General features: G+C 68.8%; 20 protein-coding genes. 11 read left to right on the forward strand and 9 right to left on the reverse strand.

What is annotated here, in order from left to right:
• Positions 1-2 precede the first annotated feature (2 nt).
• Positions 3-1,634, forward strand: coding sequence for an apolipoprotein N-acyltransferase (lnt, locus tag ACW170_RS04620; RefSeq protein ID WP_492088501.1), 1,632 nt, complete (start codon positions 3-5; stop codon positions 1,632-1,634).
• A 17-nt stretch (positions 1,635-1,651) separates the two neighbouring features.
• Positions 1,652-2,065: a helix-turn-helix domain-containing protein gene (locus ACW170_RS04625; RefSeq protein ID WP_492088502.1), complete on the forward strand. Its 414-nt coding sequence runs from the start codon at positions 1,652-1,654 to the stop codon at positions 2,063-2,065.
• 5 nt (positions 2,066-2,070) lie between these two features.
• Here the strand turns inward: ACW170_RS04625 and greA are convergent, their stop codons facing one another.
• Positions 2,071-2,550, reverse strand: a complete 480-nt coding sequence (gene greA / locus ACW170_RS04630) for a transcription elongation factor GreA (protein ID WP_492088503.1) — start codon at positions 2,548-2,550, stop codon at positions 2,071-2,073.
• A gap of 63 nt (positions 2,551-2,613) precedes the next feature.
• Here greA and ACW170_RS04635 point away from each other — a divergent pair, with 63 nt between their 5' ends.
• A complete protein-coding gene (locus ACW170_RS04635; protein ID WP_492088504.1) occupies positions 2,614-3,816 on the forward strand; it encodes a BaiN/RdsA family NAD(P)/FAD-dependent oxidoreductase in 1,203 nt (400 codons plus the stop codon).
• A 13-nt stretch (positions 3,817-3,829) separates the two neighbouring features.
• Here ACW170_RS04635 and ACW170_RS04640 read toward each other — a convergent pair whose 3' ends face one another.
• Positions 3,830-6,193, reverse strand: coding sequence for a sensor histidine kinase (locus ACW170_RS04640; RefSeq protein ID WP_492088505.1), 2,364 nt, complete (start codon positions 6,191-6,193; stop codon positions 3,830-3,832).
• Between the two features lie 129 nt (positions 6,194-6,322).
• Between ACW170_RS04640 and ACW170_RS04645 the strand changes: the two genes are divergently transcribed.
• Positions 6,323-6,733 carry a metallopeptidase family protein gene (locus ACW170_RS04645; protein ID WP_267515031.1) on the forward strand — a complete coding sequence of 137 codons (411 nt, stop codon included), beginning with the start codon at positions 6,323-6,325 and terminating at the stop codon, positions 6,731-6,733.
• Between the two features lie 7 nt (positions 6,734-6,740).
• On the opposite strand, the gene ACW170_RS04650 is transcribed toward ACW170_RS04645, so the two are convergent.
• On the reverse strand, positions 6,741-7,436 hold the full coding sequence (locus ACW170_RS04650; RefSeq protein WP_492088506.1) for a MarC family protein: 696 nt from the start codon (positions 7,434-7,436) through the stop codon (positions 6,741-6,743).
• 88 nt (positions 7,437-7,524) lie between these two features.
• On the opposite strand from ACW170_RS04650, the gene pyrF reads away from it, so the two are divergent.
• On the forward strand, positions 7,525-8,256 hold the full coding sequence (pyrF, locus tag ACW170_RS04655) for an orotidine-5'-phosphate decarboxylase (protein WP_492088507.1): 732 nt from the start codon (positions 7,525-7,527) through the stop codon (positions 8,254-8,256).
• A 3-nt stretch (positions 8,257-8,259) separates the two neighbouring features.
• Here pyrF and ACW170_RS04660 read toward each other — a convergent pair whose 3' ends face one another.
• Both ACW170_RS04660 and ACW170_RS04665 read right to left on the reverse strand, forming a co-directional pair.
• Complete coding sequence (locus tag ACW170_RS04660; protein WP_492088508.1) at positions 8,260-9,156, reverse strand: hypothetical protein; 897 nt, start codon at positions 9,154-9,156, stop codon at positions 8,260-8,262.
• Between the two features lie 68 nt (positions 9,157-9,224).
• The gene (locus ACW170_RS04665; RefSeq protein WP_492088509.1) at positions 9,225-9,494 is read right to left on the reverse strand and encodes a DUF1674 domain-containing protein; all 270 of its coding nucleotides are present in this window, start codon (positions 9,492-9,494) and stop codon (positions 9,225-9,227) included.
• Between the two features lie 94 nt (positions 9,495-9,588).
• Here ACW170_RS04665 and htpX point away from each other — a divergent pair, with 94 nt between their 5' ends.
• Positions 9,589-10,563, forward strand: coding sequence for a zinc metalloprotease HtpX (htpX, locus tag ACW170_RS04670; protein WP_492088510.1), 975 nt, complete (start codon positions 9,589-9,591; stop codon positions 10,561-10,563).
• Between the two features lie 83 nt (positions 10,564-10,646).
• Complete coding sequence (locus ACW170_RS04675; protein ID WP_492088511.1) at positions 10,647-12,251, forward strand: M20/M25/M40 family metallo-hydrolase; 1,605 nt, start codon at positions 10,647-10,649, stop codon at positions 12,249-12,251.
• 166 nt (positions 12,252-12,417) lie between these two features.
• Here the strand turns inward: ACW170_RS04675 and ACW170_RS04680 are convergent, their stop codons facing one another.
• Positions 12,418-13,593, reverse strand: a complete 1,176-nt coding sequence (locus ACW170_RS04680) for an acetyl-CoA C-acetyltransferase (RefSeq protein WP_492088512.1) — start codon at positions 13,591-13,593, stop codon at positions 12,418-12,420.
• Between the two features lie 156 nt (positions 13,594-13,749).
• Between ACW170_RS04680 and trhA the strand changes: the two genes are divergently transcribed.
• The 3 genes from trhA to ACW170_RS04695 all read left to right on the forward strand — a co-directional run bounded on the left by trhA (position 13,750) and on the right by ACW170_RS04695 (position 15,536).
• Complete coding sequence (gene trhA / locus ACW170_RS04685; protein ID WP_492088513.1) at positions 13,750-14,463, forward strand: PAQR family membrane homeostasis protein TrhA; 714 nt, start codon at positions 13,750-13,752, stop codon at positions 14,461-14,463.
• 87 nt (positions 14,464-14,550) lie between these two features.
• Positions 14,551-15,180, forward strand: coding sequence for a polyhydroxyalkanoate synthesis repressor PhaR (gene phaR / locus ACW170_RS04690; RefSeq protein WP_492088514.1), 630 nt, complete (start codon positions 14,551-14,553; stop codon positions 15,178-15,180).
• Positions 15,177-15,536, forward strand: coding sequence for a hypothetical protein (locus ACW170_RS04695; RefSeq protein WP_492088515.1), 360 nt, complete (start codon positions 15,177-15,179; stop codon positions 15,534-15,536). Before phaR ends, ACW170_RS04695 begins: the two co-directional genes overlap by 4 nt.
• 214 nt (positions 15,537-15,750) lie before the next feature.
• Here the strand turns inward: ACW170_RS04695 and ACW170_RS04700 are convergent, their stop codons facing one another.
• The 3 genes from ACW170_RS04700 to ACW170_RS04710 form a co-directional block, all read right to left on the reverse strand.
• Positions 15,751-16,173, reverse strand: a complete 423-nt coding sequence (locus tag ACW170_RS04700; RefSeq protein ID WP_492088516.1) for a hypothetical protein — start codon at positions 16,171-16,173, stop codon at positions 15,751-15,753.
• Between the two features lie 91 nt (positions 16,174-16,264).
• Positions 16,265-17,179, reverse strand: coding sequence for a hydroxymethylglutaryl-CoA lyase (locus ACW170_RS04705; protein ID WP_492088517.1), 915 nt, complete (start codon positions 17,177-17,179; stop codon positions 16,265-16,267).
• On the reverse strand, positions 17,176-18,870 hold the full coding sequence (locus ACW170_RS04710; RefSeq protein WP_492088518.1) for an ArnT family glycosyltransferase: 1,695 nt from the start codon (positions 18,868-18,870) through the stop codon (positions 17,176-17,178). Before ACW170_RS04710 ends, ACW170_RS04705 begins: the two co-directional genes overlap by 4 nt.
• Before the next feature lie 76 nt (positions 18,871-18,946).
• Here ACW170_RS04710 and ACW170_RS04715 point away from each other — a divergent pair, with 76 nt between their 5' ends.
• Positions 18,947-19,687 (forward strand): glycosyltransferase family 2 protein, encoded by a 741-nt coding sequence (locus ACW170_RS04715; RefSeq protein WP_492088519.1) that lies wholly within the window; start codon positions 18,947-18,949, stop codon positions 19,685-19,687.

Consider the following 19,687-nt stretch of genomic DNA (forward strand, 5'->3'; position numbering starts at 1 on the left):
CCATGTTTCCCGACGCCGCGCTCGACCGTTTCGCCGCCCGCATTCGTGCGCTTCCAGACAAGCGACGCGCCCTGACCTGGCGGTTGATCCGCATCGGCCTGGCCCTGCTGGCAGGGGCGGGGACGGCCTTGGCCCATCCGCCGTTCGGGGTGCTGATCGGTCTGCTCGGCTATCCGCTGCTGATGATCCTGTCCGAGCGATCGGACACGGCACGCGGCGCCTTCTGGATGGGCTGGCTGGCGGGGTTCGCCTATTTCTTCATCGGCTGCTGGTGGGTGGCCGAGGCCTTCTTCGTCAATCCGGAACAGGCCTGGATGGCGCCCTTCGCCGCCAGCCTGCTGCCGGCGGGCATCGGCCTGTTCTGGGGGGCGGCCTGCGCCCTCTATCGCCGGTTCGCCCCCATAGGCGTCGTTCGGGTTCTGTTGTTCGCCGCCCTGTTCTGCGCTGCGGAATGGCTGCGCGGCCATGTGCTGACCGGCTTTCCGTGGAACCCGGCGGGGGCAACGTGGCGGGCGGGAGGCGGCATGTCGCAGTTCGCTTCGGTGGTCGGCGTCTATGGGCTGAGCCTGGTCACGGTCGCAGCGACCGCCGCCCTGGCACCCCTGGTCGGACCTGGTGCGGCGCGGAGCCGCCTGATCTCGGCGGGATTGGGCGTTCTGGCCCTGACCGCGGTCGGCGTCTTCGGCGCCGTGCGCCTGGCTCAGGCCGATCTGCAATTCACCGACACGGTGGTTCGTCTGGTTCAGGCCGATGTGAAACAGGAGACGAAATGGTCGCCCGAGGCCTACCGCTCCATCGTCGATCGCTATGTGGCCCTGACCGGACAGCCGGGGGCGAAGACGCCCGATGTGGTGGTCTGGCCCGAAGGCGCCCTGCCGGCGTCGGCCAACGACGTCTTTGCCTCCGCCGACGCGACGGCCATCGCGGGCGCTCTGCGTCCCGGCCAGACGCTGCTGATGGGCCTGGCGCGCGGCGAGGCGGATCCCTCGGCTCCTGACGGAGCTCGCTATTACAACAGCCTGTTCGCCCTGGCCGACGAGGGCGGGCCGGGCCTGCGCATCGCCGCCGTCTACGACAAGCATCGGCTGGTGCCGTTCGGCGAATATCTGCCGCTGGGGTCGATCATGACCGCCGTGGGTCTGCGCAGCCTGGTGCATATGCCCAGCGACTTTTCGGCAGGCCCAACCCCTGCCCCGATCCAGATTCCTGGCGCGCCGCCCGCTCAGATCCTGATCTGCTACGAAAGCCTCTATCCCGGCTTCACGCCGGGATCTGCGGGCCGCCCGGACTGGATCGTCAACGCCTCCAACGACGCCTGGTTCGGCGCCACCTCGGGGCCGCGCCAGCATCTGAACCTGGCCTCTTATCGCGCCATTGAGACCGGCCTGCCGATCGCCCGCGCGACGCCGACGGGGATTTCGGCCATGATCGACCCCTGGGGCCGGATCGTGGACGGAGAACGGCTGGACCCCGGCGTCATGGGGGTGATCGACGCGCCGCTGCCGCGCCCGACCGGCGTCACGCCCTACGGCCGATTGGGCGACTGGCTGTTTCTGGCCGGCCTTCTGGCGGCGGGGTTCGTCGGCTTGTGGCCGTTGATCGCACGATCTAGGGTTTCCCGAATCGAACGTTGATCTGGGACGGGCAAGGTATGGCGCGAGACAAGACCGAACAGCCGCACGCCGTTGATCGCCACGTCGGCCGCCGTGTCCAGGAAAAGCGCCTCGACCTGGGCCTGACCCAGAGCGCCCTGGCGCGCGCCGTCGGCGTCAGCTTCCAGCAGGTTCAGAAATACGAGAAGGGCACGAACCGCGTCTCGGCTTCGAAACTGTTCGAGATGGCCGAGTTCATGAAGGTCGAGATCCCGTTCTTCTTCCAGGGTTTCAGGGACCCTCAGCCCGGACTGGGGGAAGAGGAGACGCCCGGTTTCGATCATGAGCACAGGCCGACGAAGCATAGTGTCGAGATCGCCCGACTCGCGCCTCGTCTGCCGGTCCGGAACCAGAAGCTGATCCTGGAGATGATGCGCGAAATCCTGGGCGAGTCGGACGACAAGTCCAGCTGATCGCCTCACCCGACGGCGGTGACCTCTACAGACTGGCCGGCCACCACGGCCTCGTCCCCGATGCGTTTCCCCAACAGGGCGCGGGCCAGAGGCGAGACATGGCTGACCGAGCCCTTGGCCGGGTCCGCCTCGTCTTCGCCGACGATCCGCCATGTCTGGGCCCGTCCGTCCTCGCGCTCGATGGAGACCCAGCCGCCGAACCTCACCCCGCCGTCGTCCTGCGTCGGCTCCATCAGCTGGGCCGAGGCGCGGCGCGCGGACCAGTAGCGCAGATCCCGCGTCGCGCGCGCCATGGCGGTGCGGTCGCTTTCGATCGAACCCTGGACCTGGGCGGCGGTATAGGCGGCGCGGGCGGCGGCCAGTTCCGCCTCGATCAGGGCCAGGCCTTCAGGCGTGACCAGATTGGGATGGGGTGAGATCGGGCGGTCCGCCAGGTCGGCGGCGGTGGCTTCCAGATCTTCTTCTCGGGTGAATGCGACGCTCATAGGCGGAACATAGCGACCCGCGTCCCTATAGCCAGCGTCGCCGCAACCGGGCAAAGCGGGCCGATGAAACAATCTGTTCGCCAGATCCATGTGATCGGCGCCGGCCCCGCCGGCTTGATGGCGGCCGAACGTCTGGCCCAGGCCGGCCTCGCCGTCGTGGTTCACGACCGGATGCCGTCCGTGGCCCGCAAGTTCCTGATGGCCGGGCGCGGCGGGCTGAACCTGACCCATTCCGAGCCGCTGGATCGGTTTGTGACCCGCTATGGTCCCACGCAGACGCCGGTCTCGCGCTGGATCGACGCCTTTACCCCCGCCGACCTGACGGCCTGGGTCGAGGGTCTGGGGCAGCCGACCTTCGTGGGGTCCAGCGGGCGGGTGTTTCCGCGCACGATGAAGGCCTCGCCCCTGCTGCGGGCCTGGCTGACGCGGTTGGATGAGTTGGGCGTCGAGATCCGCACCCGGTCGCGTTGGACCGGCTGGCGCGACGGGGCCCTGGTGTTCGAGACGCCGGACGGCGAGCGGTTGGAACGACCGGATGCGGTGGTCCTGGCTCTGGGCGGCGCCAGCTGGCCGCGTCTGGGGTCCGATGGCGCCTGGAAGCCCTGGCTTGAGACCGCCGGGATCGCCGTCGCCCCCTTCCGTCCCGCCAATGTCGGCTTCGACCTGGACTGGTCGCCCCGATTCCGCGACCGGTTCGCCGGCCAACCGTTGAAGGGCGTCGCCGTGACCCATGGGGACAAGACCGTGCGCGGCGAGGCGATGGTCGCCCGGTATGGCATCGAGGGCGGCGCCGTCTACGCCCTGTCGGCCCGGTTGCGGACGACCCTCGAGACGGGCGGACGTGCGGATATCCATATTGATCTGCGGCCCGATGTCGCCATCGGCAAGCTGACGGATCGACTGTCGAAGCCGCGCGGCAAGGCCAGTCTGTCGAACCATCTGCGCAAGGCCGCCGGGCTTGAGCCGGTCGCCATCGCCCTGTTGCACGAGGCCGGAACTCTGCCGATCCAGCCCCGCGCCCTGGCCGAGCGGATCAAGGCGCTGACCCTGACATTGACGGGGGTTCAGGGGTTGGAACGCGCCATCTCCTCGGCCGGCGGGGTGGCCTTTGAGGGGGTCGATGAACGGTTGATGCTGACCGCCCGGCCGGGCGTCTTCGTCGCCGGCGAGATGCTGGATTGGGAGGCGCCGACCGGCGGCTATCTGCTTCAGGCCAGTTTCGCATCCGGCGTCGTCGCGGCGCGCGGCGTCATCGACTGGCTGTAACCCGCCTTGCGTTTTAGGAGGCGACGGCCTCTGCGGCGGCGGCGGGGATCTCCAGCGGAAGTTCCGGCGCGGCCGCCGCGGGGGAGACGCTCAAAGGCAGGTGCAGGATGAAGGCCGCGCCCTTGCCGGGCTCGCTTTCGACCTCGGCCCAGCCGCCGTGCAGCTCGACCAGAGCCTTGACCAGGGCGAGACCGACGCCGGGGCCGCCGCGCTCGCGCCGGACGAACCGGTCAAACACATGGGCCTGCAGGTGATAGGGGATGCCGCGCCCCGAATCCGAGACGGTCAGTCGGACTTCCGAAGTCCCCGTTTCCGCAGAAAGCGTCACCGCGCCGCCTTCTGACACCGATCGGGCGGCGTTCTCCAGCAGATGGTTCAAGGCCTGGCCGATGCGGTGGGCGTCGGCGCGGATCGGCTTCATACCGGGCTCGCACAGGAGTGTCAGAGCGGCGCCGCGACCTTCGACCTTGGGCCTTATGCGTTCTGCGGCCTGACCCAGCAGGTCGGAGACCCTGACGTCGCCCAGTGAAAGCTCCATCTCGCCCGCATCGATCTGGGCCATGTCCAGGACGTCGTCGATGGAGCGGGCCAGCTGACTGGCGGCCACGCGGATGGCCCCGGCGTGCTGACGGCTGCGCTCGGGCAGGTCGCCCATGGTCTCGAGCAGTTCGGAATAGCCGACGATGGTCGTCAGCGGCGTGCGCAGCTCATAGGAGACGCTGCCGACGAACTCGCGCTTCAGGGCCTGGCTTTCGGCCAGGGCCTGTTCGCGCTGGACCAGGGCCTGTTCCAGGCCGCGCCGGGCCGTCACGTCCGAGAAGGCGACCAGGGTGGCCCCGTCGGGCAGGGGGCGGGTCTGCCAGGCGGCGACGCGGCCGTCGACCGTCCGCCCTTCGCCAGAGATGGCGATGCGGCTCTCCGGATCCGGATCGGCGACCCGCGCCTTCAGACCCAGCCACAGGGCCGGATCGGGCAGGGTGGCCTTGCAGAGTTCGGCGATGGCGTCGAAATCGTTCGAGGCGGCGATCCGCTCGCCTGTCAGGTTCCAGAAGTCCTCGAACGCCTCATTGTGCAGGCGCAGCCGTCCGTCGGATCCGAAGACGGCCACGGCGTCGTTCAGCTTGTCCAGGGTGGCGGTCTGGACCTGGATCTGGGCGTTGAACCGGCTGCGCAGGTTCAGCTCGTCGGTGATGTCCGAGAAGATCAGCAATATGCCGCCTAGGGGGTGGGGCTGGCGCACCACGCGAAGGGTGCGGCCGTCCGGCAGGGACCAGCTGTCGTCCGGCGAAGCCTGGGCCGCCCCGTAGAAGTCCAGCTCGCGCGCCTTCCAGCCGGCGTAGTCCATGACCTCGGGCAGGCGGCGGCGCTGGCGCAGCCGGTCCAGAAGCTCGGCATGGGTGGGGCGCTCGTCCAGCCAAGCGGAATCCAGGTCGAACAGAGTCTGGAAGGCGGTGTTGTGGAAGGCCAGTCGCTTGGACGGCCCGAAGATGGCGACCGCGTCGGCCAGATGGTTCAGGGTCTCGTCATGGGCGTCGACGTGGCGGCGCAGGGTGTCGCGCGTCTCTTCCGCCTCGGTCACTTCGATGGCGAAGGCGATGACGGCGCCGCCGCCCGCGGGTTCTGCGATGATCCGCCAGGCCCGTCGATGGCCGCCGCCGGTGGTCCAGCGGAACCCCTCCTGTTTCAGGCCCAGCCGCCCGGCCTCTGCGACCAGGGCGTCGGCGCCCCGGTCGAAGGACAAGCCCATTTCCCGCGCCTGAACGACGGTCTCGGCGCCGATCTCGTGCAGCCAAATACGGTTGGCCCAGGCCAGCTTCCCCGCGCCGTCGACCACCCAGGTCGGGATCGGCGAGGCGTCGCCCAGCATGGCCAGACCGCTCTCGGTCGCATCGGCGCCGGTCAGCATGACCCGGGACGCCGGCGACAGCCGCAGCCAGGCCGCGCCGCCCGCGACCCGTCCCTCGATCCGCCAGGGTTCGACGTCGTTCAGGTCGATCAGACCCTCGAAGCCTTTTCCGGTCTCGACCAGGGCCTCGATCTGGCCGGCGTGGGTCTGTTTCAGCCGGGCGAGGACGACGGCGCCCATATCACCCGCAGCCCCGGCGTCCGGGCCGGACAGGCGGTCGATCAGTTCGCCCGGACCTATGGGGGGGCCGCTCGCCTCGCCGGTCGCCGTCAGGGCCAGGCTGACGTCGTCGAAGGCGCGAAGCATGCTGTCATGGCGACCCAGGTCGGTCAGGGCGGCGTCCCGCTGGAGCGTCGCGGCGGCCGTCGTGGCGTTCAGCCGTGCGCGCAGCCGAAGGGCCCAGGCGCTGACCGCCAGAGCCAGTCCGGCGGCGCCTGCTGTGGCGACATAGGCGATGTCGGCCTCGGCCATACTTGTCCCTGTGGTCACGGCGACCTGATTCGCCTTTACCATACCCCAAGCGCGCGAGAAAAAATCGCGGCCGTCTTCGCGTCAACCCGCCCTGTTGCGTTAAGCCACCCAGGCGGCGATAGCGGACGCATGACCGACGCGACCGCTGACCTTTTCGCCCCCTCTCTGGACGACTTCGCCCGACTGGCGCGCGAGGCGTTTGAGGCCCTGCCGGCGGAATTCCGCGCCGCAGCGGGCGAGGTGGTCTTCCGTATCGACGACTTCGCCGACGAGCAGACCCTGGCGGACCTTGAGATCGAGGATCCGTTCGAACTGACCGGCCTGTACCACGGCGTGGACATCGGCCGCCGCGACAGTCTGGGACCGGCGGCCGAGCCGTCGCGGGTCTTCCTCTATCGTCGTCCGATTCTGGACGAATGGTGCGAACGGGGCGATGTGGGCCTGGCCGAGCTGATCGCCCATGTCCTGGTCCACGAGATCGGCCACCACTTCGGCCTGTCCGACGACGACATCCACGCCATCGAGGACGCGGCCGACTGAGCGCGTCCTACTTCGCGGCCGGATAGGGGGTCGTCACCGCGCCGGAGATCATGCCGGGGATGGCTTCGCCCAGGCCCAGCAGGATGAACTGGATCGCCAGGGCGCACAGGATCAGGCCCAGGACGCGGACGATGATGGCCATGCCCACCTCGCCCAGCATACGGCTGAGCGATCCGGTCAGGGCGAAACAGACGAAGGAGACGGCGCAGGCGGCCGTGATCGCGGCCAGAGAACCGATGGTTCCGGCATAGCCCAGCTTGGCCGCCTCGCCCGCCTGGATGATGACGGCCGAAATGGCGCCGGGGCCGATCATCAGCGGTATGGCGAAGGGCACGACCAGGCGCTGGAACCGGCGACGGGCATAACCGCGCACGTCCTTGGAATCTGCGATGGCGTCCTTGTCGGCGAACATGGCCAGGAAGTCGCCACGGGCCATGTCCAGGCCGAGCAGCAGCAGCAATATGCCCCCCGCGATGCGGAAGGCCGCCAGGGAAATGCCGAAGAACTGCAGCAGGCCCAGGCCGGTGAACAGGAAGAAGGCCAGGAAGACGGCGGCGAAGGTGCAGATCAGGGCCGAGACCGAAATCCGCTGACGCAGGGTCGCCCCGGCGGTGGCGGCGGCGAAGATCGGCAGATTGCCGATCGGATCCAGTAGGGCGAACAGGGTCACGAACAGGTTGACACCCAGATCGACCGCGTTCATCGCCTCGCCTCGCTCTTGAAATTCAACACGCCGGCCGCGCCGACGCACCCCTTGCGTCCCCGCATAGCCGCTCAGCGCGAGTCCGTCGATGACCCAGACCCAAACCGTCGCCCCCAATCGCGGTCCCGACGAACGGATCATCTGCGCCCTGGACGTGCCGACGGTCGCAGAGGCGGCCGCCCTGGTCGCGCGGGTGCAGGACGCGGTGGGCTTCTACAAGATCGGGCTGCAGCTGTTTGCGGCGGGCGGCATGGACCTGGCGCGCGACCTGAAGGCCGAGGGTCGCAAGGTGTTTCTGGACTGGAAGCTGCACGACATCGGCGCCACGGTCGAGAAGGCGGCGGCCAATCTGGCGGACGCGGGCTGCGATCTGCTGACCGTTCATGCCCGGCCCCAGGTTATGGCGGCGGCGGCGCGGGGCGTGGCCGGCTCGGGCCTGAAGGTTCTGGGGGTGACGGTCCTGACCAGTCTGACGGCCGAGGATCTGGCCGCCGACGACCACAGTCTGTCGCCGGCCGAACTGGTGGAGCTGCGTGTGCGCCAGGCGCTGGAGGCCGGGATCGACGGCGTGGTCTCCAGCCCGCACGAGGCGGCGCGGGTGCGCGAGATCGCCGCCGCGGCCGGTCGCCCGGACTTCCTGATCGTGACGCCGGGGGTCAGGCCGGCGGGCTCCGCCCTGGATGACCAGGCCCGGGCGGCGACGCCCGAAGCCGCGCTTCAGGCCGGCGCCACCCATCTGGTGATCGGCCGCCCGATCACGGCGGCGACCGACCCCCGGGCCGCAGCCCTGGCCGTCGCCGAAAGCATCGCCCTGATCTAGCGATCAGCCGCGTTCGCCCGGCTCCTGGGCGTAATACTGGCGCGGCGGGGCCTGCGGCGCGACATAGTTGGGCGGGGGCAGGTCGCCGTAATAGTCCTGGACCGGCGGGGCAGTGTGGACCTCGGGCGGGGCCACATAGATCGGGGCCGGGGCGACCTCGACCGGCGGCGCCTGCACATAGACGGGCGGCTGTTCGATATAGACGGGGGGACCGGTCACGATCTCGGGCGGCGCGATATTCACCTGGGACGGGGCGACATAAATCCGCTGCGGCGCGACATAGACGGGCGGGCCCTGAACCTCGACCGGGGCTTGCTCATAATAGCGGTCTTGTTGATAGCCCCGATGTTCATAGGACTGTTCGTACCGCTCCTGATAACGGCCCTCATATCGGTCTTCGCGGTGGGTCGGGCGCGGGGCGGGGCGGCAGTCGCAATCAACCGGGCGCTGCGGCTGATAAGGACGCCAGCCGATATAGTCGCGTCCGAAACCATAGACGGGATAGCCGACGGGGGCGCTGACCGGGGCCGGGCCGACGAAGTTCACGGGCGGGCCGGGAATATGGCCTCCCGAATATCCGCCATCGGCGTAACCGCCGCCGCCGACATAGGTCACGCCGCCGCCGCGGCTGAAGCTGGACGAATGGGAATAGGCGCGGGCGTTGATCGCCGAATAGGCGGACGCGCCGGCGTAGGCCGAGGCGTTGGCCCCCGCATTCACGTTCACATTGACGTTGCTGTTGTAGCCCCCGCCGTGATGACCCCCGCCCGAATGGCCGCCCCCTCCGCCGCAGCTTCCACAGCCGCCGCCATGGCCGCCACCCGGCCCTCCGGCCAGTGCGGGCGCGGCGGAAAGCAGAAGGGCCGCCGACGCGGCGGCGATCATGGACTGTATCGTCACGGGACAGACTCCTTTGAGTTGTCCCTGTTCAGGCAAGTGCGGCGCCCGGCCAGCGTCGCCGTCGGCGGTCAGAAATCGACAGCCAGGCCCTTTTTCTCCCAGTCGCCGTAGCGGGTGGGTTCGGGGCCGGTCGGACCGCCGTATTCGCTGGCGCTTTGCGTGGTCTGCTCGGCCGCGCGACGATCAGCCGCTTCCAGCAAAGCGCGCCGCGCGACCTCGCTCAGCGGCTTCTCAGGCGTCGCATGGGGGATGTCGGCGTTGAAAACGGGCGCGTTCTCGTTATCGGCGGCTACGCCGTCCGTGTCTGGGCCCGTATCGGGGGTGGGATGTTCGGTCACAGGTCGGCTCCCTTGAGGGCGGCGTCTCGTGGCCTCAAATAGTCGATTGAAGCCGTGGCGCCAGAAAAACCGGTTGATCGCGGACGGAACGACGATGAACCATCTGAAGACCTTCATCCTGCTGGCCGCCCTGACCGCCCTGTTCGGGGGCCTCGGCTATCTGATCGGCGGGGCGACGGGCATGGCCATCGCCCTGGTGTTCGCCGGCGGCATGAACCTGTTCAGCTACTGGAACGCCGACAAGATCGTGCTGAAGATGTACCGCGCCCAGCCGGTCGACGAGCAGCATCCCAATGCTGTGGTGCGCTACTATGTCGCCGACGTGCGCCAGATGGCCCGCGACGCGGGCCTGCCCCAGCCGCAGGTCGCCATTATTCCCAACGACCAGCCGAACGCCTTCGCCACCGGCCGCAATCCCGAACGGGCGGCCGTCTGCGCCACCACCGGCCTGCTGGACATGCTGACGCGCGAGGAGGTGCGCGGGGTGATGGCGCACGAACTGGCCCATGTGAAGAACCGCGACACCCTGATCATGACGGTGACGGCCACCATCGCCGGCGCCATCGCGGCCCTGGCCAATTTCGCCCTCTTCTTCGGCGGCGGCGACGACCGCGAACGGCCGGGGGGGATCATCGGGACCCTGGCCTTGATGATCCTGGCCCCCATGGCGGCCGGCCTGGTGCAGATGGCCATCAGCCGGGGGCGGGAATACGAGGCCGACCGTGTCGGCGCCGAGATCGCCGGCGACCCCCAGGCCCTGGCCTCGGCCCTGCAGAAGATCGACGCCTACGCCAAGCGAATCCACAATCCCACGGCCGAGCGAAATCCCGCTTCGGGCCAGATGTTCATCATCAACCCCCTGGCCGGGCGCGGCGCCGACAACCTGTTCTCGACCCATCCGGCCACCGGCAACCGCGTGAAAGCGCTGTTGAACCTCGCCGTGAAGATGGGTGCGCGGCCTCGCGACTTTGTGGGACCCGCCGCCGTGTCGGCCGTACCGGCCACCCCTGCACGCGCCACGACCGGCGTGCCGACCACGCCGACAGAACCCCGCGGTCCCTGGGGCTGACTGCGGCGCCTTTCGATGGTTTTTGGTTTGCGCTCAGCGGCCGGATCAATTCAGATGTCGACCTGACCAAACTAGGGGGTTCTATGTCGCGTCTGCTTGCCTTCGTTTCCGCTGCCGCTCTTCTCGCCACGCCCGCCGCCGCCCAGTCGGTGGATCGGGTCGCCGTCAACGGCATCATCGACCAGGGGCTGAACCACAGCCAGGTGATGCAGACCGCCGCCTATCTGACCGACCGGATCGGCGGCCGGATGACCAACTCCCCGCAAATGCGCGAGGCCGAGCAATGGACCCAGCAGCAGTTCCGCGACTGGGGCCTGTCCAATGTCCGCGCCGAGGGGTTCGAGTTCGGTCGGGGCTGGTCCATCGTCCGCTCCAGCGCACGGATGACGGCGCCGCGCCCGCTGGACCTGCGCGCCATCCCGGTGGCCTGGACCCCGTCGACCAATGGGACCATTAGCGGCGGCGTGATCGTCGCCCCGATCACCAAGGTCGAGGATTTCGACAAGTGGCGCGGCAAGCTGTCGGGCAAGATCGTCATGCTGTCCCAGCCGGGAACGGGTTCCGAGCCGAGCGAGCCGGCCTTCCGCCGCTGGACCAGCGCTGAGCTGGCCGAGCGGAACACCTACTCCCAGCCGCAATATTCTCCGATCGCCATCCAGAAACAGCTCGAGACCGTCGACTTCGGCGCCAAGTTGGACGCCTTCCTGGCCGAACAGGGCGCCCTGGCCTGGGTGAAGATCTCACAGCGCGACGGCGGCCTGCTGCACGGCACTGGCTACACCTATCAGGTCGGGGCCACGCCGAAGCTGGCCGGTATGGAACTGGCGGCTGAAGACTATCGCCGCCTGGCGCGCCTGGCCCTGACCGATGCGCCGCCGACCCTGGAGCTGAACAGCGAGGTCCGGTTCCACGACGACGACGTCAACGCCTACAACATCCTGGCCGATATCCCCGGCACGGCGCGGGGGACCGAATATGTCATGGCCGGCGCCCACCTGGATTCCTGGGTCGCTTCGGACGGCGCAGTGGACAACGCGGCCGGCAGCGCGGTTGTCATGGAGGCGGCGCGTATCCTCAAAACCCTGGGCGTCCGGCCCAAGCGCACCATCCGCTTCGCCCTGTGGAGCGGCGAGGAACAGGGCATATTGGGCTCCCTGGCCTATGTGGATCAGCATCTGGCGACCCGCGCCCCTGCGACCGATCCGGCCTTGGCGGCCATGCCCAACAATCGCACCTGGCGCAACCGCTGGCCGGTCGAACCGCGCCCCGGCTATGGCGATCTGGTCGCCTATTTCAACATCGACAATGGCTCGGGCAAGATTCGCGGCATCAATGCCGAGGGCAATGTCGCCGCTGCGCCGATCTTCCAGGAATGGCTGGCGCCCTTCGCCAGCATGGGGGCCACGACCGTCTCCCTGCGCCCGTCCGGCGGCACCGATCATGTCTATATGCAGACCGTCGGCATCCCCGGCTATCAGTTCATCCAGGACCCGCTCGACTATTCCAGCCGCCTGCACCACACCAGCATCGACAGCTATGACCACCTCAAGCCTGAGGACATGCGTCAGGCGGCCATCATCCTGGCCAGCTTCCTGCTGAACGCCGCCAACCGCGACGAGCCCCTGCCGCGCATGCCGCTGCCGACCCAGCCGACGCCGACGGATCCGTTCGAATATCCGGCGAACTGACGGCAATCTCCCTCTCCCGGCGGGAGAGGGCTTGAGCGCCCGAGAGCGTAGCGATCGGTCTCGCGCGAAAGTGTGAGGGGAGGCGGTGCGGTCTGGCCCACCGTCCGACCCTCATCCGTCCGCTTCGCGGCCACCTTCTCCCAACGGGAGAAGGAAGAGGCTCAGATCACGCCCGCTCCACGCACATCGCCACGCCCATCCCGCCGCCGATGCACAGGGTGGCCAGGCCCTTCTTGGCCCCCGACCGCTTCATCTCGAACAGAAGCGTGGTCAGGATGCGGGCGCCCGAGGCGCCGATGGGGTGCCCGATGGCGATGGCGCCGCCGTTGACGTTGACCTTGGCCGGGTCGAGGCCCAGTTCCTTGACCACGCACAGGCTCTGGGCGGCGAAAGCTTCGTTGGATTCGACCAGGTCCAGGTCTGCAACGGTCCAGCCCGCCTTCTCCAGCGCCTTCTTCGAGGCCGGGATCGGTCCCGTGCCCATGATCGACGGATCGACCCCGGCGGTGGCGTAGGAGGCGATGCGGGCCAGGGGCTCAAGGCCCCGCGCCTTGGCCTCTTCGGCGCTCATCAGCACCAGGGCGGCGGCGCCGTCGTTCAGGCCCGAAGCGTTGGCGGCGGTGACGCTGCCCTCCTTGGCGAAGGCCGGCCGCAGCTTCTGCATCAGTTCGATGGTCGCGCCGTGGCGGATATATTCGTCCTTGTCGACGACGACGTCGCCCTTCTTGCCGGGGATGACGACCGGAACGATCTCGGCGTCGAACCGTCCCGCGGTCTGCGCCGCCTCGGCCTTGTGCTGGCTCGCCAGGGCGAACTCGTCCTGGGCCTCGCGTGTGATCGCCCATTTGTCGGCGATGTTCTCGGCGGTCTGGCCCATGTGATAGCCGTTGAAGGCGTCCCACAGCCCGTCCTTGACCATGGTGTCGACCAAAGCGACATCGCCCATCTTGTGCCCGGCCCGCAGCTGCTGGGCGTGGGGCGCCTGGCTCATGCTCTCCTGACCGCCGGCGACGACGATCTTCGCATCGCCCAGGGCGATCTGCTGGGCGGCGATGGCGACGGCCCGCAGGCCTGAGCCGCAGATCTGGTTCAGGCTCCAGGCCGGCGCCGCCTGTCGCACTCCGGCGCCGATCGCGGCCTGGCGCGCCGGGCCCTGGCCGGCGGCGGCCTGAAGCACGTGGCCCAGGATCACCTCGTCCACTTCATCCCCGGATACGCCAGCGCGTCCCAGCGCCGCCGTGATGGCGATCTCGCCCAGCTTCGAGGCCGGCAGCGCCGACAGGGCGCCGAGGAAGGACCCGACGGGCGTGCGGGCGGCGGAGACGATGACGACGTCGGTCATGGATTTCACTCTCTGCAGAATATTTCGTTGCCGTTTTGCCGCATCCCTGCGGCTTCGTCACCTGCGGACGAAAAACATCGGCGTGGATTCAGTCATTCGTCACCCTGATGGCCCATTCTGGCGGAACGATACGGACGATCCTGGATTTGATTGGCCATGCTGCGAACGCTGAAACGCCTTGTCACCCACGTCTGCACGCCGGACGAGCTGGACATGATCGAGCATTACCAGACGCGCGCCGAACGCCTGGCCGACCTCTGGGTCCATGTCGTCGGCCTGATGCTGGCGGCGGTCGGCGGCGTTATTCTGGCGGGGCTGGCCGGCGTCTACACCGGGATCGGCGGGGTGCTGGCCACGGCCATCTACGCCCTGTGCCTGGTCGGCATGCTGACCGCCTCCACCATTTACAACTGGACCAGGCCCTGCGCCGCGCGGCCCGTGCTGCGCCGGCTCGACGAGGCCGCCATCTTCCTGATGATCGCCGGCAGCTACACCCCCTTCACGACCCAGAGGTTCGAAGGCGGCTGGTCGGTCGGCTTCACCGCCCTGATCTGGACCCTGGCCTTCGTCGGCGCAGGGGTGAAGCTGTTCGCGCCGCGCATTTCCGACAAGTTCTGGAGCGGCGTCTATGTGGTGTTCGGCTGGCTGGCGGTCGCCGCCCTGAAGCCGATGGTGGAGACGGTTCACCCGATCGCCCTGGGCCTGCTGGTGCTGGGCGGCCTGATCTATACGGCCGGGGTCTTCGTCTTCATCAGCCCCAAGGTGCGTTTCCGCCGCGCCATCTGGCACGGTTTCGTCGTCACCGGCGCCACGGTCCACTGGACGGCGGTGCTGGTCGGCGTGGTTCTGGCGCCTGCGATGAGCCACTGAGGTTGTCAGGGGCCTGCGCTTTTACGCCTCTGGCGCTTCGCGTCGCAACGGAGGATAGTGACGCGTTGCAACATCGCGAGAACAAGCGTGGCTGACGAAAAGACAAAGGGCGGAAAGAACGGCGACGGCGCGCAGGTCGTCATCAAGAAGTACGCGAACCGAAGGCTCTATAACACCCGGACCAGCGCCTATGTGACGCTGGAGGACCTCGCCGCCATGGTGCGCGAGGGGACCGAGTTCGTCGTCTATGACGCCAAGACGAACGACGACCTGACCCGCCAGATCCTGACCCAGATCATCTTCGAGGAAGAAAGCCGGGGTGAAGCCCTGCTGCCGGTGCAGTTCCTGCGTCAGCTGATCGGTTTTTACGGCGGTCAGATGCAGGGCGTCTTGCCCTCCTATCTGGAGATGTCGCTGGCGAATTTCGGCCGGCAACAGGAACAGTTCGCCAGTCAGATAAGCCGCGCCTTCGGCACGGGATCGGGCGCGACCCTGATGGAGGAGGCGGCCAAGGCCAATATGGCCATGTTCGAGCGGACCATGCAGATGTTCCCCGCCTTCGGCTATTCCCGGACTGAGCCTACGCCTCAGGCCGCCGGCGCTGAAGCCAAGGAAGAAGCCCCCGCTGCGCCTGACGCCCTGGACGAGATGCGTCGCCAGATGGATGAGATGCGCGCCCAGATCGATCGTCTGGCGGGCGGATCGAAGACGAAATGACCGACCGGATTCAGCCGGTCGGCGGCCCCGAGCGGGTGGACCGGCGAGACGGCGAGCGGCGCGAGCGGGAACGCCGCGCCCAGCAGGCCGCCTCGCGCGCCCTGGTCCGAAGCGAGACCCCTGAGCCCGAGTTCAAGCCGGACGCCGGCCCGGCAAGACCTGCCGTCCATGCGGCCATCGACCCCGGCGCGGCGGCCTTCGTCGCCCAGCAGATGGGACAGCGCGGCCAGAAGCGGGGCCTGCGCGGCGGTCCGCCGGTGCTGGATGCGGCCCGCGCCGCCTATCTGGGGACCGAATATTCGGGCGAAGCCGAGCGTCGGCCGCCGACCGGCAAGGCCGCCAAGACCGACATCTGAGGCGGCGGCACGGGGCTTGCTGGGGCTGGGGCAGATCGCCTCTTTTCGGACCAGCCCATGCCCGCCGCCTTCAGCCTCGCCGCCAAGGTTTTCGACGTCGCCGTCGTGGCCCTGATCTTCACGGCCTTTTCCTAGGGGGCCTATCGACTTCTTGGGGCCTACCGCCCTTCGGGCGGCTTGAGGCCGTATGGGGCCTGCTGTCCGCCCTCGGCCGTCAGTTCCCGAGGTCGAAATCCTTGCGGGACGAGATGATGGTGACGATGAAGCCCGCCAGCACATCCAGCAGGATCATCACCACGATCAGGAAGAAGGTCGAGGTGGCGAAGCCGCGGATCAGCAGGAATTCGACCAGGACCACGATGAACAGGATCATCGACAGGGCGTGATTGACGATGGCGACCTTCTGGCTGGAGGTCGATTTGATCAGCTCGAAGAACAGCAGGATCAGGCCCAGGAACAGGATCAGGTCGCCTGAACCGACATTCCATTGTGCGCCCGAGGCCATGGGGATCGAGAACAGCGGGTCGCGCAATAGGGCGTCGGCCTGGGCCATGCCGACATTGCTCGAGTCGCCGAACAGCACGACGATATTGTACAGGATCACCGGGATCAGAAGCAGGGGTATGGCGATCAGCATGGCGGTCCTCCCCGGCGCAATGGCTGCGCTTGTTAAGCTTGATTAACCCTATTTGTCCCGTTTCGCCACGACGGAGGTGTGACGGCGGGCCTCAGGCGCGGGGGAAGCCGCCGGCGCGGCTGAGGGCGGACGGCGCGGGCCGGCCCAGGGTCTCGCCGATCCAGCGCGCTGTGGCGATCAGGGCGTCCAGATCATAGCCGGTCTCGAACCCGCCGCGCGTCAGGATATAGACCAGGTCCTCGGTGGCGATATTTCCCGTGGCGCCGGGCGCGAACGGGCAGCCGCCGATGCCGCCGACCGAGGCGTCCAGCACGTCGATCCCGGCCTCGACCCCCGCATAGGCGTTGGCCAGGCCCGTGTTTCGGGTGTCGTGGAAGTGCAGGCGCAGGGTGGCCTCGGGCGCGGCCTTGCGCGCGGCCTCGACCTTGCGCGTCACGGCCCAGGGATCGCCGGCGCCGATGGTGTCGGCCAGACCGATCTCGCCGACGCCCAGTTCGGCGATGGCGCCGACCATGTCCGCGACTTGGTCCACGGAAACCTCGCCGTCGAACGGACAACCCCAGACGCAGGAAATCATGGCCGACAGCGACGGCGCGCCGTCCGAGGCTTCTGCATTATGTCGGCGGGCGACGATCTCTCCCAGCATGGCCAGCTGGTCCTTCACCGACAGGCCCTGGTTCTTCAGGCCGAAGCCGTCGGTGGCGGCGACCGAGACATTGACCTCGTCCACGCCCGTCGCCAGGGCCCGGTCATAGCCCTTGCCGTTCAGGACCAGGCCGATGCGGCTGTGGCCGGGGGCGGGCGGCAGGGCCGCCATCACCTCCTCGGCGCCGGCCATCTGCGGCACATATTTGGGATGGACGAAGGAGACGGCCTCGATCCGCCGGGCGCCCGCCGCCTCCAGTCGCCGAACCAGATCGGCGCGAACGGCGGGGTCCAGCACCGTCTTTTCATTCTGAAGCCCGTCGCGGGGACCGACTTCAACGATCTGGATGATCCGGCTCACGGCGCCTCGCCCGCGCTCGCCTCGGCGTCGGTCGTCGGCCGGGGCGGCGGCGCATAGACGGTCAGGTTCATCTCGTCCCCGCCCGAATAGTTGTAGCCCCGCACCACCCCGACGGCCCGGCCCGACACGCCCAGTCGTCCGGCGGCGGCGCGGAACGCGTCGGCGTCGCGCCCTTCGACGATGGCGGGCCGGCCCTCGGCCAGGGCGCGGGCGGCGCCCTCGGCGTCGGTCAGCTCGGTGTCCCGTCCGGTCAGGAAGACGAAACTGGGCTCGTGGAAGGTGGTGATGGCCACCGGCCCGGGCGTGCGGCCCTGGCGTGGATGCAGGTCGGCGGCCTCCAGCGTCTTCTCCAGCTGGGGCGCGATGGCCAGGGGGCGCAGCTGACGGATGGTGCCGGCCAGGGCGCCATGGGCCACGATCCCGAAGGCGAGCGAGGCGACCAGGGCCGCGACCGTCGCCCGGTTCAGCAGCAGGAAGGCGCCCATGGCCGCCGCCGCCAGGGTGGTTCCCACGGTCAGGGCCGCCCAGGTCTGGGCCGTCGAGGTGCCATAGACCGTCAGTCCATAGACGGTGATGCCGATGATCAGCACGGCCGCGAACATCGCCAGCACGGCCCCGGTGATGCGCGAGACCTTGCCGATCGGCCGCGCCAGGGCGGCGGCGGCCAGCAGGGCCAGGCCGCCGAAGGTCGGCAGGGTGTAGTGCCACAGCTTGGTCGGGGCCAGTTCGAACATCAGCCAGCCGGGAACCAGCCAGCAGACCAGGAAGCGGATGGCCGGCTCGGCCCGGCGGCTCCAGCCCGTCGAGACCGCGGCCGGCAGCAGCAGGGTCGAGGGGAAGAAGAGCAGGGGCGCCAGCAACAGATACAGGCCGGGGAAGCCGGAATGGCTCTCGTGCGCCCCGGCCACCTTGGGCGCCAGATCCCCGCCGATCGCCTCGCGCCAGAAGCCGCCGTCGGTGGCGATGGTGATGGCGATGGCCCAGGGGCCGACCATCAGGGCGACCAGGGGCAGGCCCCAGCCCCAGCCGAGACGGGCCAGCCATTTCACGTCGCGATCCCAGATCGACAGGGCGATGACGGCCAGGGCCACGACCAGAAGCCCGATCGGCCCCTTGATCAGGATGGAAAGGCCGATCCCGATCCAGAACAGCAGCTTGTGCGGCCGGATCGGCCGTTCGCCGGCCTTGGCCGCCATATAGATCCGCGCCAGAGCCGCCATGGCCAGGGTGGTGGCGCCGCACAGCATGGCGTCGGTCTTGGCGATGCCCGCCTCGGTCGACAGCAGGAAGGTCGCCCCCATGATGGCCCCGCCGAAGAAGCCGACGCGCGCGCCCAGCATCGCCGACCCCGCCCAGGCCACCGCCCAGGCGGCCAGCATGGCCCCCAGCAGGGACGGAATCCGATAGGGGGCGATCTCGCGATCCTCGACGTCCGATGTCAGCGAGACGGCGACGGCCTGGAGCCAGTAGATGCCGACCGGCTTTTTCCAGCGCGGTTCGTCCTGGAAGCGGATGTCGACATAGTCGCCGCTCTCCAGCATCTGGACCGTCGCCTGGGCGAACCGGCTCTCGTCGCGGTCCAGCGGCGGCAACAGCAACAGGCCCGGCAGGCCGGCGACCAGCGTCAGCAGGGCGGCGAGCAGCTGCCCCCTCCAGCCGGCGATGCGGCGATCCAGATCGAAAGTCTTCATCCGGCGATCCTTACACGGCGACCGGCCCGTCGTCAGCCGTCTCCCCTAAGCGGGCGATCTCGTCTATGGAGCGGCGATGACCGCCCCGACAAGCCATGCCGCGCCCGAGATTTCCGTCGTCGTTCCCGTCCATGACGAGGCCGGCGCCGCCGTGCCCCTGGCCCGCGAGATCGCCCAGGCCTTCGCCGGCCGGTCGTATGAGATGATCTTCGTCGACGACGCCTCCAGGGACGCCACCCTGGCTGAGCTGAAGGCCGCCCAGGCCGAACTGCCGGCCCTGCGCGTCCTGTCTCACGGCGCCAACGCCGGCCAGAGCCGCGCCGTCCGCACCGGCGTTCTCGCCGCGCGAGGCTCTGTGATCGTGACCATGGACGGCGACGGCCAGAACCCGCCCGCCGACGCGCCGCGCCTGGTGGACGCCCTGCTGGCCGCACCTGCCGATGTCGGTCTGGTCGGCGGCCGCCGCGCCAAGCGCCAGGACTCACAGGCCAAACGCCAGGCCTCGCTCTGGGCCAACCGGATTCGCCGCAGGCTTCTGGGCGACGACGCCGACGACACCGGATGCGGCCTGAAGGTTTTCCGCCGCGAGGTCTTCCTGCGTCTTCCCTATTTCGATCACCTGCACCGTTATCTGCCGGCGCTGGTGATCCGCGAGGGGTTCCGGAACCTGTATCTCGACGTCGATCACCGCCACCGTGAGACGGGTCGCTCGAAATACACCAACTGGGGCCGGCTGAAGGTCGCCTTCGCCGACCTGCTGGGCGTCATGTGGTTGAAGACCCGGTCGCGTCGTCCAGGCGCGATCTCCGAGTTCTGA

This window comes from Brevundimonas sp. FV2ps16, from assembly GCF_058681075.1.

What these genes read in the sequence shown, in the direction of transcription:
- pyrF (WP_492088507.1), top strand. Translation starts at nt 7,525, where the DNA reads ATGACCCAGACCCAAACCGTCGCCCCCAATCGCGGTCCCGACGAACGG.
- ACW170_RS04680 (WP_492088512.1), bottom strand. Translation starts at nt 13,593, where the DNA reads ATGACCGACGTCGTCATCGTCTCCGCCGCCCGCACGCCCGTCGGGTCC.
- greA (WP_492088503.1), bottom strand. Translation starts at nt 2,550, where the DNA reads ATGAGCGTCGCATTCACCCGAGAAGAAGATCTGGAAGCCACCGCCGCC.
- lnt (WP_492088501.1), top strand. Translation starts at nt 3, where the DNA reads ATGTTTCCCGACGCCGCGCTCGACCGTTTCGCCGCCCGCATTCGTGCG.
- ACW170_RS04695 (WP_492088515.1), top strand. Translation starts at nt 15,177, where the DNA reads ATGACCGACCGGATTCAGCCGGTCGGCGGCCCCGAGCGGGTGGACCGG.
- trhA (WP_492088513.1), top strand. Translation starts at nt 13,750, where the DNA reads ATGCTGCGAACGCTGAAACGCCTTGTCACCCACGTCTGCACGCCGGAC.
- ACW170_RS04715 (WP_492088519.1), top strand. Translation starts at nt 18,947, where the DNA reads ATGACCGCCCCGACAAGCCATGCCGCGCCCGAGATTTCCGTCGTCGTT.
- ACW170_RS04625 (WP_492088502.1), top strand. Translation starts at nt 1,652, where the DNA reads ATGGCGCGAGACAAGACCGAACAGCCGCACGCCGTTGATCGCCACGTC.
- htpX (WP_492088510.1), top strand. Translation starts at nt 9,589, where the DNA reads ATGAACCATCTGAAGACCTTCATCCTGCTGGCCGCCCTGACCGCCCTG.
- ACW170_RS04635 (WP_492088504.1), top strand. Translation starts at nt 2,614, where the DNA reads ATGAAACAATCTGTTCGCCAGATCCATGTGATCGGCGCCGGCCCCGCC.
- ACW170_RS04675 (WP_492088511.1), top strand. Translation starts at nt 10,647, where the DNA reads ATGTCGCGTCTGCTTGCCTTCGTTTCCGCTGCCGCTCTTCTCGCCACG.
- ACW170_RS04710 (WP_492088518.1), bottom strand. Translation starts at nt 18,870, where the DNA reads ATGAAGACTTTCGATCTGGATCGCCGCATCGCCGGCTGGAGGGGGCAG.
- ACW170_RS04645 (WP_267515031.1), top strand. Translation starts at nt 6,323, where the DNA reads ATGACCGACGCGACCGCTGACCTTTTCGCCCCCTCTCTGGACGACTTC.
- ACW170_RS04640 (WP_492088505.1), bottom strand. Translation starts at nt 6,193, where the DNA reads ATGGCCGAGGCCGACATCGCCTATGTCGCCACAGCAGGCGCCGCCGGA.
- ACW170_RS04700 (WP_492088516.1), bottom strand. Translation starts at nt 16,173, where the DNA reads ATGCTGATCGCCATACCCCTGCTTCTGATCCCGGTGATCCTGTACAAT.
- ACW170_RS04650 (WP_492088506.1), bottom strand. Translation starts at nt 7,436, where the DNA reads ATGAACGCGGTCGATCTGGGTGTCAACCTGTTCGTGACCCTGTTCGCC.